Annotated in this window: 6 protein-coding genes; all 6 read right to left on the bottom strand. The window is 38.5% G+C overall.

The genetic code is table 11. The annotated features are described in order from the left end of the window. Window positions 1-74: 74 nt before the first annotated feature. The 6 genes from ABXT06_RS21690 to ABXT06_RS21665 all read right to left on the bottom strand — a co-directional run bounded on the left by ABXT06_RS21690 (window position 75) and on the right by ABXT06_RS21665 (window position 12,659). Window positions 75-2,198 (bottom strand): glycoside hydrolase family 97 protein, encoded by a 2,124-nt coding sequence (locus ABXT06_RS21690; protein ID WP_354592612.1) that lies wholly within the window; start codon window positions 2,196-2,198, stop codon window positions 75-77. Window positions 2,199-2,215: 17 nt separating this feature from the next. Further along, window positions 2,216-4,726, bottom strand: coding sequence for a glycoside hydrolase family 31 protein (locus tag ABXT06_RS21685; protein ID WP_354592611.1), 2,511 nt, complete (start codon window positions 4,724-4,726; stop codon window positions 2,216-2,218). Window positions 4,727-4,859: 133 nt separating this feature from the next. Further along, on the bottom strand, window positions 4,860-6,620 hold the full coding sequence (locus tag ABXT06_RS21680) for an endo-dextranase (RefSeq protein WP_129053255.1): 1,761 nt from the start codon (window positions 6,618-6,620) through the stop codon (window positions 4,860-4,862). A 2-nt stretch (window positions 6,621-6,622) separates the two neighbouring features. After that, window positions 6,623-8,086 carry a SusF/SusE family carbohydrate-binding protein gene (locus ABXT06_RS21675; RefSeq protein WP_354592610.1) on the bottom strand — a complete coding sequence of 488 codons (1,464 nt, stop codon included), beginning with the start codon at window positions 8,084-8,086 and terminating at the stop codon, window positions 6,623-6,625. A gap of 12 nt (window positions 8,087-8,098) precedes the next feature. Further along, window positions 8,099-9,577, bottom strand: coding sequence for a RagB/SusD family nutrient uptake outer membrane protein (locus ABXT06_RS21670; protein ID WP_164973668.1), 1,479 nt, complete (start codon window positions 9,575-9,577; stop codon window positions 8,099-8,101). Window positions 9,578-9,587: 10 nt separating this feature from the next. Then, entirely contained in the window at window positions 9,588-12,659 is a 3,072-nt protein-coding gene (locus tag ABXT06_RS21665; protein WP_354592609.1) for a SusC/RagA family TonB-linked outer membrane protein, read from the bottom strand. Between the last annotated feature and the right edge of the window lie 260 nt (window positions 12,660-12,919).

Raw genomic sequence — 12,919 nt, 5'->3', positions numbered from 1 at the left:
TCGCTGCAGTCTTTTAACAGCAACGATCTTTAAAAAAACTAATTAATTAAATTTTTAGCCCGTTTAGGTCTTTATCATTTTTTTTTAGCTGAATCAGCTATCGGATAAAAACTGATTGCATATCCTCCGCCCGGAGCCGAATATTGCGAAATCTTTGAATTACTTGTCACAACAACTTTACGGATGGTGTACGCCTGGGTATTATTTTTATAATTTGCATCTTTGGCATCAGCATAAATTGTAGCGGTATACTTTTTCCCTTTTTCAAGAAATCCAAGATCGATTGTGGATACACGTCCTGTTTCTCCATTCACATTTCCTAAAAACCAGTTATCAGTTCCTTTGGCTTTTCTTGCAACTGTAATATACTGTCCCGGTTCAGCTTCAAGATATCTGCTGTCATCCCAATCCACCGCAACATCTTTAATAAATTGAAAAGCATCTGCAAAACGTTCATAATTTTCAGGAAAATCAGCTGCCATCTGCAATGGACTGTACATCGTCACATAAAGTGCCAATTGGTTTGCAATAGTCGCATTTACATGTGAACCATTTGTAACATCCATTTCAAAAATTCCCGGAGTATAATCCATCGGTCCCCCTATTAATCTTGTAAAAGGCAATATTGTAACATGGTTTGCATTATTTCTGTCATTACCGAAAGCCTGATACTCAGTTCCGCGCGCAGATTCATTTCCGATAAGATTTGGATAAGTGCGTGCAATACCGGTTGGACGCACCGCTTCGTGCGCATTTACCATAATCTGGTAATCTGCTGCTTTTTCGATGGCATATTGGTAATGATTATTGGTCCATTGGCTGTAATGCGTCTCACCAAGCGGCAGTATATTGCCTACATATCCGCTTTTTACAGCATCGTATCCGTATTGTTTCATCAATTTGTACGCAGCATCCATATGACGCTCATAATTGCGCACAGCTCCCGAAGTTTCATGATGCATAATGAGTTTTATCTTCTTTGAATGCGCATAATCATTTAACCCTTTCAGGTCAAAATCAGGATATGGCGTTACGAAATCAAAAACGTAATCTTTCTCATGGCCGATCCAGTCTTCCCAGCCTTCATTCCATCCTTCGACCAGAACGGCGTCGAATCCATTTTTTGCCGCAAAGTCTATGTATCTTTTCACATTGGTAGTAGTTGCGCCATGTTTCCCATTAGGTTTGGCTTTTGAATAATCTGTAACTCCAAGCTGGACTGAAGGAAATTCATCAGTGTAAGACCAGGTGCTTTTTCCTGAAATCATTTCCCACCATACACCCACATATTTTGTTGGCTTGATCCATGAAGTTTCTTGAATTTTACTTGGTTCGTTCAAGTTATAAGTCAATTTCGAAGCCAAAATATTACGTGCGTCATCACTTGCAATAATTGTTCTCCATGGCGTTTTGCAAGGTGCCTGCATCTTACCCTTATCCCCATGCGAATCAGGAGTCAGCCATGATTCAAATACAAAATTTTTATCATCCAGATTAAGATGCATGCAGGAATAATTAATCAGGGCCGCTTCATGCAGGTTGATATACAATCCATCCTGGCTTTTCATCATTAGTGAAGTCTGTACGCCAGTTGGAGAGAATGAGGTCTGCGAAGCATTTCCTTTTGTATATGCCTTTTCCATCAAACCTCTTATTTCCGAAAGTTTTGAAGTAGTATAATTGTATTCCTGTGTATCATAATCTCCTGGAATCCAATAAGCGGTATGATCCCCCGCCATAGCAAACTGGGTGCGTTCTTCTTTAATGGTGAAATAAATCAGGTTATTTTGCTGGGGAAATTCATAACGGAAACCTAGTCCATCATCAAACAGACGAAATCTAATGATCATTTTTCTATCTGTTTCTTTTTGGCTTAGGCTTACCGCCAATTCGTTATAATTGTTTCTAATTGATGCAACTTCTCCCCATACAGGTTTCCAATTTTCATCGAAAGAACTGGCTTTGGTATCTTCTATTTTAAAATCATTTAATAAGGACTTATTATCATTTTTAAGGTTAAAACCTAACTTGCTTGTTTTAATGACATCCTTCCCTTTATATGTTAGTTTATAAACTGGAGTTCCATCTGCCTCCAGAGAAAAGTGCATTAAAAATTTGCCGTCAGGCGATTTTAAATCCTGTGCATTGACAGAAAAAATGCTAAACCACAAAATAGCGGTGAGAAAAAAGTGTTTCATTGTGAGTGTAATAATATTTAATTTTTAATTGTGATTACTGCATTTTTTCCTGAATCAGGAATTCTTACGGAGATAACATTTTCAGCTTCATTCCAGCTCCAATTTATTTTTGTAAAATCGGCTTCAATATTTTTCTCCAACGCATCCGGTTTAACATTTCTAAGTTTTTCTCCACCTGCAAAAACATCCTTAGGTTTGCTGGATACATGAATTTTTAGATTGAAATTTCTTGGGCCGGCAGGACTATATCCTTTAGATTCACGCTCACCTACAGTAATCTTGATATCTTCATTTGTTGCCTTTGCACTTATCTTGGTTTTACAGAAGATATCTCTTTCGTAGTCACGGCTTTCCCCGTCGTCCTCATAGAATGTAAATGAAGTCTCTTTATTCAGGTTAGCTGGAAATATTTCAAATGTAACCGGATACACTTTCTTTTCATCAATATACTGCATTACAGGCATCTGCGGAATTATACTTCCTTTCTTCACAAAGACAGGAATTGTATTTAAGGGGGCATCAACAGTAATCCATTGCTCGCCTTTATACTTGGTTTTACCATTATTAAAATCAATCCACTCTCCTTCAGGAAGATATACATCTTTAGTAACAGCACCTTGTTCTACGACCGGTGCTACCAGCAGTTCTTTTCCAACAAGAAACTGTCCATTTAGTTTAAATGTTTCTTTATCATTCGGATATTCCAACAGCAAGGCTCTCATTATCGGCAGTCCAGTATCATGAGCTTCGCGGGCATAAGTGTATAGATATGGGAAAAGCTTATATTTCATCTCTATGCTTTTTCGGCTTATATCTTCTGCCTCCGTTCCGAATTTCCATGGTTCAACTGCGTTACCGCCTTCATGATGGGCGCGGCTTAATGGAGTAAAAACACCAAACTGCAGCCATCTTACATATAATTCCGCCATAGCATCATAATCCTTTATATCCCCGCAATAACCTGAAATATCACAAGTCCAAAACGGAATTAATCCCATACCTGCAGAAAGACCCACAGGAATCTGATTGGCCATTTGTTTCCATCCATCCAATACATTACTTCCATTTCCCGAATCGCCGCTCCATCCGAAAGTATAACGTTGCAATCCCGCATAGGCGGATCTGGTCATTTGAAATATTCTTTTATTTGGATTATGCTTGTAAAACTGCTCTGTAACAACTTTATCCCAAGTAAATCCATATACATTATGAATCTCGTTATGCATTCCAAGATGATGTTTCATATTGAGTCTGTCAACAGCATCTTCATTGCTCCATGCCGGTTCCCCCATATCTGTCCAAAATCCGCGGACCCCATCATTTAAAGGCTTCTGCTGATAGCTTCCCCACCAATCTGCAACTTCAGGTTTTGTAAAATCTACAACCCCGCAATTGCCTCCCCAAGGCCATGGCATATCATAAGATTTGCCTGTACGGATATCTTTTACCAGATGGCCAAGCGTATCAGCCTCTTTCCACTGTTTCTGGTTTGCCTGCGAAATGACAGGATCCTGTGAAACAATCATTTTGAAGCCCATATCGCTTAAATCTTTTACCATTCCTTTTGGATTGGTATAATTGTTTTTTCTCCAGTCAAAATCCTGCAGTCCATCCGTCCAGCCAATATCCTGATAGATAATATCACATGGGATTTTTCTTTTTCGGAATTCTGCAGCAATTTCCCTTGTCTGATCCTCACGTGTATAATCTCCCCTGCATTGCGAAAAGCCCAGTGCCCATTTAGGCGGCATAATCGGTTTCCCTGTCAAGGCTATATAGTTTTGTATAATCTGTTTGTAATCATTACCAAACATAAAGTAGTAGACCATCTGGCCAGCCGGCGCTTCGAATGAATAATAGTCATTGCTCTCGCTTCCGAACTTAAATTCTGTCTTATAGGTATTGTCAAAGAAAATGCCGTAACGGTAGCTGCTCATAAAAAAAGGAATGCTTTTGTAAAGCGGGTCTTCATTAACGCCATAACATGGCTGATCGCTGTTCCACATTTTATAAGCACTTCCGCGACGATTCAGGTTCCCTGATTTTTCACCCAATCCAAAAAATTGCTCGTCATTTCGCAAGACTTTATTGGTTCTTATTTTGCCATTGTCATAAACAAATCCTTTTTCAGCATAATCGCTGAAAAGAAGTTTTTGATACTTATCAAATATCTGCAATTGGAATGGAGCCTTATTTACCCGTATTCTCAGCTGCTCGGTAAAAATTTCATAGGTCGATGGTTCTTCCTTTACATTAACTGTGCCTTTCCAGCCCAGATCTTCTTCTACAACTGCAAAAGATTCATTATTCCTAACAAAATTGCCATCAGCTGACACCCATATTTTAACGACTTCGCCACTGCATAACTGAAGCATTACTTTTGAATTATTTGCACAGCTAAAGACTACTTTGTTTCCATTTACTGAATAAGCGGTGCAATTTCCCAAATACTGCTCTTTCTTTTGCGTGTATGCTTTAGAGACCAGAATACAGAAAATTACACAGCAGTAAAAAATAGATTTTTTCATAATATAACATATCGATTAGTTTAAGCACTGAAATAATATTCAACACTTGCAGAAATGTGTTCTGCTTGAAAAGCTTAACGCGGGGTTATAGAAATTGCCCCATGGAAATGGGGCAATCCTCTATACCTTTGGGTTATTCAATTACAATCATTCCCCAATATTGAAGTGACGGCACTTTAAAATTCACCTTGTCCCCATTTTGAGAAAATGAAATTTCAACAGCTGCACCTCCATTATAGTCTGGTGAAGCGTACCAGATTCTGGTAACTTTGCCACTATGGTTCAAATTAAGCATTGCCTGCTTAATTACATCCGGAACTTTTTGCGTTCCATCAGTATCTCTCCAATTCAAAGAATTAGCATTGGTAAAATTCAAAAGATGGATTACTTCTCTGCTTCCAACTTGTTTTCCTACTGCAGCAACTTTGCCCATAGTTGGGGGCCAAATTCCTAGATTCAACTTTCCGTCACCTGTAGCAATAGTCGGATTTGTAAAAGTTCCGCCATCACGAAGAAGGTTTTGGTAAGCCGTCATGAAATCGTAATATTCCAGCAATGATGATTTCAGCTCTGCACTCATGCTTAGGTTTTTGTTTGGAAAGTATTCCTTGCCCAGCATATGCTCGCCTAATTCCAAATGCGATCCTCCAAAAGCAAATATGACAGCATCCGTCAGTAGTACTCCCGGAGTATTAAACATTCCCTGATTATTGGCTTTATTATAGTTCATATAGGCTGCCAATACGGTAGTTTTAGTATTATTGCTGTAAGCCGCATTGTCGGCCAGAACTTGTGTTAAATCTTTAAAGCCCTCATTAGGAGACCAGACTTCAGTGTACAAAAAGTCCAGCTCTTTACCGGCCATCTCTTTCTGCCCATATTGATTGACTGCGTTCATAACCAGCTTTTTATCGGTATTGGCAGACTTCATGGCTGAAATAAAAGAAGGGAATGCATTTTTCAAATCAGCATTTGTGCCATCATATCTGAAAACATTACCTCTGTCGCCAAGCTGGTCAATATGGAAGCCATCAAAATCATAAACTTTATACACATCATCATTTTTCTGCGCCAGATACCCCTGCCATGCTGTATTGGCAGGGTCAGTAATGTAGATGTTGCTAATGAAGGGCCATCCCAACTCATGCTTGTCCTTATCATTATGATTAGCATCTTTATAGACAAACTGCTGCGGTTTGATAAGATTTGGATCATAATCGTTCAAAACTCCGTAAGCAAGATTATAAAACATTGCTTTCATATTTTTGCTGTGGGCCTGAGCTATATAACCAGAAACTGTGCTTCCGTATATGCTGCGATTAATTATGTCGTTCCATACCGCCATTGGATTTGAGACTGTACCTGCCAATGGCTGATGCTGTCTGTACTGCCAATCATAGAATTGGATCCCGTTAATGTGATAATCCTTTAGATTATCTATCACTGCTGCTCTGTCCGATTCTGAAATATTGCCAAACTCTGAGAGAAATCCATAACGGGGGAATTTAGCCCAATCTGATGACACGTCAATACCTACGGTACCCAAAATAGTTTGGGTACCATCAGTATTTGTTTGGTAAATGGCAACCATATACCCTTGAAAATCATCAGAAGGCGGCACCCAGCTCCATGAAGTTCCGCTAAAAGCTTCCTCCTTAATAACTTTTCCAAGATGGGTATAACGGATAAGAGAACTATTAAAAACTTTATCCGCCGTAAAGTTTACCGTTTCACCTGGTTTATAAGTGGCTTTATCTGTTTTAAGGGTAATTTTTGCAGTAACTGCGTCTTCTGCATATTCAATCTTTCCATTATCATCCTCACTCTGGCATGATGCAAAAGTTAGAAAGAGGCAAAGAAAAAACAGCTTTATTATTCTATTTTTAATACTCATCTTTAGTTGATTGTAAGGACATTTGTTGAAAGATCTAATGTAATGGTATGGTTGCCGGCCTGCGCTGCGCTTACCACCCATTTGTTATCGTCACCATCACATTTGTCACGTTTAGTAAAATTTGTATTGTTAATCGCCTGGTTTGCTGAAACTGCTGTAATCTCAGTACCATCGCACCAATTGGTATTGTATTTTGTAAATTTAAATTCACCTGCTGTCAAAGGCCCGCTGTAAGTATACACGCTGCCGCTTTTGGTCATCGGAAGCAATGACCCCATATTCCATCCATTTGGCGTGGCACTGCCGATCAGATAAACTTCAACAGGGGTAATTTTGATAACATTCGTACTTATATCAAGTGTAATTTTGTATCTGCCTGCAGTCTGTGCCGTTACCTGCCATTTATTATCGACATCACAGCCGGAATTCTGAGCTACGCCTGTTTCGGTCAGGCCTTGGTTATCTACCAGCGGTCTGTACCATTGTCCGCACCAGCTTCCTTTTGTACCGGCCATTATTTTAAAGTTTCCTGGCGTTAAGGTAGCTTCGTACGTGAAAATAAAAGGATTGTCTGTAACCATAAAGGCTTCCGGCGTATCAACATTCCATCCGCTCGGACTTGCATCGCCTACAATCCATAATTGTGTAAAAGCCGGAGATTCCTGTTCTTCAATAACTATAGTCAATTTTAATAAGTTGACTGTAATTTTGTACAATCCTGCTTTTGTAATTTCCCATTGAAGATCAGAACCGCTTCCGCCGCTGTTATAAACTATCTTCCCCGAATCAGTGGCATCTTTTGTATAAAAGTCCTGGCACCAGCAAGAGTCCGTATTTACTGCAAATTTAAATTTACCTTTGCTTAATTGGCCTGAATAAATAAAGACCACAGGGTTCGATGTCTGAGCAGTCAAAGCAGAAGCCTTTGTAATATCCCATCCATTTGGCGAGGCATCACCCACCATATACAATTCGCTTGATAATGGCTTGTAAGGTGTTAAGTTAAAATCTACTGTTGAAGTTTGAGGCGTCACGCTCTTATCTCCAAAAGTTGCTGTAATCCTTGCCTGCAAAGCAATCGCTTTTCCAGCCTCTCCGTTGAAAGTAGTAAGGAGTATTGAATTTAATGTTGCCACATTGATATCAAAGTCGTATCTGTTTTTTCCAAAATCATATTCGACCGCATTAGCGAAATTATTTTCTTTCTTATCAATTTCCAGTTTATATGAAATCGAAGCGCCTGTTCCCTTGTTATCGCCTGTACTCCACTTAAAACTGAATTTTTGCTGAAACATGCTTTGGTCCAAAACCATGTCGGTGCTGCTCAGCGTCAGCTTTAACACATCAGCACTAAAATTTTTAGCCTGAAGATCATCATTGCTGCAGCTTGATAAAGCTGCAGATAAAAACAACAAGAAAACAATCGCGAATCTTGTCCAAACTATATAATTTTTATTTTTTTTCATAGCAGTGCAATTTTAGTAACCTGGATTTTGGCTTAAATTAGGATTTCTGTCACGCTCAATTTGTGGTATTGGAAGAAGCAAATGATGCTGATCAGCATTTGTTTTACCAATAGAATGAAGAAAATCCAATCCATATTGTCCATTTTCCACTCTTATAAGGTCAAACCATCTTTGCCCTTCAAATGCTAATTCTATTCTCCTCTCATGCAGAACTGCATCTCTGAATGCAACTTTGCCAAGTCCAGTAGTAATGTTGGCCAAACCTGCACGTCTGCGCACCAGATTAAGCGGTGCTTCTGCCTGTGAGGTATTACCTAATTCATTAAGAGCCTCTGCCTTCATTAATAAAACATCCGAATAGCGAAGTACAGGGAAATTCAGCGGGCTGTTATCATAAGAAGGTGAAATGCTCAGTGGCACTAAAAACTTTCTTAAATTGTATCCTGTCAAGGAATAGGAAGCACTGTAAGGAATTCCGGCAAAATCAGGACATCCCTGATACAATACAGTTTTATCCTTACGAAGATCCCCGTTCTCATAACTGTTAAAAAACTCCTGAGTCGGCTGGCTCCATCCGTAAGCTCCTGCTACCATATTAGAACTTCTTGGCCCTGTAAAAGTGCTTGCCCATGAAGCCTGATTTTCATTGCTCCAAAAATCATATCCTGCATTGGCGGCATATTGAACTTCAAAAAGAGATTCCTTGGAATTTTCGGTTTCAGTCCTGAAATTGTCGCTGTAATCTGCATTCAATCCATATCCCATTGTTTCCAGTTTTGTCGTTAAATCGACAACCTGCTGCCAATTGCTCAATGTAAGATTTACTTTAGCCAATAGACCAATTGCAGATCCTTTGCTTGCGCGTCCTTTATCTCCCTCTGACATTTCCTGCTTAGTAGGAAGCATGGCAACAGCTTTTTCCAAATCGCTTAATATCAAAGCATATACTTTATCTTTTGATGTACGTGACGGATAAAGATCACTGTTTGAATTTTGCGGCTCAGTAATTAATGGAACGTCGCCAAAAAAACGAACTAAAATAAAGTAATACTGTGCTCTTAAAAAGTACGCCTCACCTAAACATCTATTCTTAACTGATTCGTCAATATTTAACTTTGGTCCGACCGATAATACAATATTGGATCTCAATATTCCTGGCCATGGTCCACGCCATAAATCCAATACCCCTTCGTTGCTTGGAGTTGTAACGAAATTAGACAAGTTCGTGGTTTCAATCCCATCTTCACCTCCACCGGCACCAACAATACTGTTGCCTGCAAATATATCACTGGTCCACATTCTGAAATTATATAGTTTTGGCCATTGCAATGGCTGATAAGCACCATTAACCATTGTGATTAATTCCTCAGCATTGGTAGGATAATTTCCGGTATTGATAGTATCGGGTTGCGTTTTGTCTAAAAAATCATCACTGCACTGCACCATTACAAATGACAGCATTACCATTAAGCCTATTTTTATGTGTTTCATTTTCATAATTTTAAAATCCAAGATTAAGTCCAATAGAGTAATTTGTAGTAACCGGGTACACGCTATTATCGATACCGTTTACCGAAACTTCAGGGTCAAATCCTTTGTAGTTTGTAAAAGTCAAAACATTCTGCGCTGAGAAGTATAATCGAATTGATGAAAATACATTGTTAAATACGCTCTCTGGAAAATTATAACTCAAACTCACATTTTTTAGTCGCAGATATGAACCATCTTCTACAAACCTGTCAGAAACTCTGGCATTGCTGTTAGGGTCACCATACACTGCTCTTGGCATACTATTACTCGTTCCAATGCCTGTCCATCTTCCTAAAGTTGCCACTGTCTGATTATTTGCAACCGACATAGCTTCTGTATACATACGATTGGCATTGTAGATGTCATTTCCGTATACTCCTTGAAAATAAACTGTTAAGTCAAAATTCTTGTAAGAAAATGTATTGTTAAGCGAATAGGTGAATTTTGGATTAGGATTGCCTAAAAACGTTCTGTCTTTATCGTTAATGATTCCATCATTATTAAGATCCTTGAATCTTACATCTCCAGGCGCAGTACTTGTTGCCGTATTAGAGCCAGGCATCTGCACTGCATGATTATTTACATCAGTCTGTGTTTGAAAAATACCGTCAGTTACATACCCATAAAAAACGTTTACAGGGTACCCAGCCTGAATTAGGGAAATGGTACTGTTCAATCCTGTGCTTCCAGTTATAATTGGCGTATCACCGTTTATACTATCAACTTTGTTTTTGTTATAAGAAAAAACAACATCTGAAGACCACTTGAATTCATGCACCAGATTTTTTGTTGATAATGACAATTCAATACCTTTATTTTGAATTTTCCCTGCATTTATTGATGGCACATAAATATCTGAATATCCTGAAGTTACAGGAACAGACATCGGGACTAACATATCATTGGTGTTTTTTACATAAGCATCAAAAGTTAAATTAATTCTGCTGTCAAAAAATGACGCATCCAGACCAACATTAAATTGTTCCTGACCTTCCCATTTTACATTTGTATTCGGAAGTACAGTAGGCACAACTGCGCTTACATAATTGTTATTAAAATTATACATAACCGTATTGTATGATGAAGAGAAAGCATAGTTACCAATATCCTGATTTCCGGTAATACCGTAACCAACTCTTAATTTCAAATCATTAATAGCTGTTACTTTCTCCATAAATTTCTCTGATGAGATCCTCCATGATAAAGCACCTGATGGAAACCATCCCCATTTATTTCCTTCACCAAAACGAGAAGACCCATCTCTTCTGATTGTACCGGTTATATAATACTTGCCGTCATAGTCATAATTCACCCTTGCCAAATAAGACATAATTGCCCATTCAGAAGCATTACCTCCTACTGTCGGCTGTAATGTACCGTTGTCTATCTGCTGTGTTTCATCACTTGCAAATTTCTGGATAGAACCGTTTAAGAAATCATACTTGTTAGACTGCGAACTGCTTCCCACAACTGCATTTACATTATGTGCGCCAAAATGAGCATCATAAGTCAGCGTGTTATCCCAAAGAACAGTAATGCTTTTATTTGTCCCCTCATAAAGATATGAGTTGGTCTGAACATTAGAGCCCCATGAATATTTAGGCGACCATGTTCTGTCAAACCAAATATTTGCCTCAACTCCTCCTAAAGACTTAAACACTAAGTTTTTCAGCAGATTGATTTCTGCGAAAAGATTCCCTTGAAGATTATATCCTTTTGTTGATCTTTCGACAGTAGTGGCTTTTCCTATAGGGTTGGTGATATCTCCATAATAAAGAGGATTTCCAGTAGGTCCGGTAAAATTTCCATTTTCATCATATATTGGCTGGGTAGGATTCGCCAATAACGTGCTGCGGATATCATATGCACCGCTTTCTTTTATATCGTGTGCAATTTTAACACTGTTTCCAAATTTTACTTTGCTGGTCACCTTAGTATCAGAATTAAACTGAACAATGAATCTTTCATAGTCAGTATTTAAAACGATACCCTTCTGGTTAAAATAATTGGCAGAAACATAGATATTGGATTTTTTTGTCTTATTGCCATAAGACAACGTATAACTGGACATCATCTCTGGATTGAATAATGTTCCAACCCAGTCGGTTCCTGTTCCCAATGAAGCGGGATTTGTCCATAATGGATTAGGAGTAAGTCCTCCATTAGTCATCATATCATTATTTAAAGATGCGTATTGTGAAGCATTCAGCATCTTTACCACGTTTGAAGCATTTTGTACTCCCGTAAAAGTATCAAAAGTCAAAGTTGAACCTTCTTTTGTTCCGCCTCTTTTAGTGGTTACAATCACAACTCCATTTGCTCCCCTGGAACCATAAATTGCTGTAGAAGAGGCATCTTTAAGTACGCTGATTGATTCTACATCATTCATGTTTACTTGGTTAAGGCCTCCATTTAAAGGCATTCCGTCCACTACGATAAGGGGGTTGTTATTAGCAATGGTACCTGTTCCCCTCACTCTAAAAGTGACATTAGATCCTGGTTCCCCGCTCGAAATGACCTGTACACCTGCTGCCCTTCCCTGCATAGCTTCGCCAATATTGGCAACAGGCTGGTTTTTCGTTTTGGCTACATCGATTGAGGCAACAGCCCCGGTTAAATCTCTAGCTTTGGCTTTTCCGTACCCGATTACTACAATATCTGTCAGCGATACTGCTTCTGGTGCTAGCTGAATCTCCAAATTTGTACCTGCTGCTGAGATTTCTTTGTTAGAATATCCAATATAAGATACTACTAAAACAGCATCGGCAGCATTTATTTTAATAGAAAATTTTCCGTCAAAATCCGTTGTAGTGCTTGTTGCACTACCTTTTATTGTTACTGTTGCACCAGGTAAAGGCTCGTGCTTTTCATTATATACAGTTCCTGTAATTATCTTTTGAGCACTTTTAATCGCAGGTCCTTCCTGCTGTTTTACAACGGCAAAAGCACTATTGCTGCCGAAAAATGCGGCAAGCATAAAAAGTACCAGGATAAAATCTTTAATGGATGTCCTGTGAACATCGATTTCATGATATGATCTCATTTATTTTTTTGTTTGGTTAGTAAATTGTTAGTGTTAGTTTTTTGAAGTAAGATTGTTTTTTCTATAATCCCGATTTGTTACATATTTTTAATTAATAATTCACGTGTTTTAAAAGGCCTTTAAAAAACTACGAAATCCAATAATACATTCGGATCAAAGCAAAGGAACAAAAAAACACATGCGAAAAATGCATGTATACAAAACGTATAGAAAAAACAAGCAATAAAGTCGATTAAAAAAACCATATATACCTAATAAAT

Origin of the sequence: Flavobacterium sp. UW10123 (assembly GCF_040538975.1) — a bacterium.
GTDB lineage: Bacteria > Bacteroidota > Bacteroidia > Flavobacteriales > Flavobacteriaceae > Flavobacterium.
Note: the sequence above shows the minus strand (reverse complement) of the source record. Positions and strands in the feature narration are given on the sequence as shown.

What these genes read in the sequence shown, in the direction of transcription:
- ABXT06_RS21690 (WP_354592612.1), bottom strand. Translation starts at nt 2,198, where the DNA reads ATGAAACACTTTTTTCTCACCGCTATTTTGTGGTTTAGCATTTTTTCT.
- ABXT06_RS21685 (WP_354592611.1), bottom strand. Translation starts at nt 4,726, where the DNA reads ATGAAAAAATCTATTTTTTACTGCTGTGTAATTTTCTGTATTCTGGTC.
- ABXT06_RS21680 (WP_129053255.1), bottom strand. Translation starts at nt 6,620, where the DNA reads ATGAGTATTAAAAATAGAATAATAAAGCTGTTTTTTCTTTGCCTCTTT.
- ABXT06_RS21675 (WP_354592610.1), bottom strand. Translation starts at nt 8,086, where the DNA reads ATGAAAAAAAATAAAAATTATATAGTTTGGACAAGATTCGCGATTGTT.
- ABXT06_RS21670 (WP_164973668.1), bottom strand. Translation starts at nt 9,577, where the DNA reads ATGAAACACATAAAAATAGGCTTAATGGTAATGCTGTCATTTGTAATG.
- ABXT06_RS21665 (WP_354592609.1), bottom strand. Translation starts at nt 12,659, where the DNA reads ATGAGATCATATCATGAAATCGATGTTCACAGGACATCCATTAAAGAT.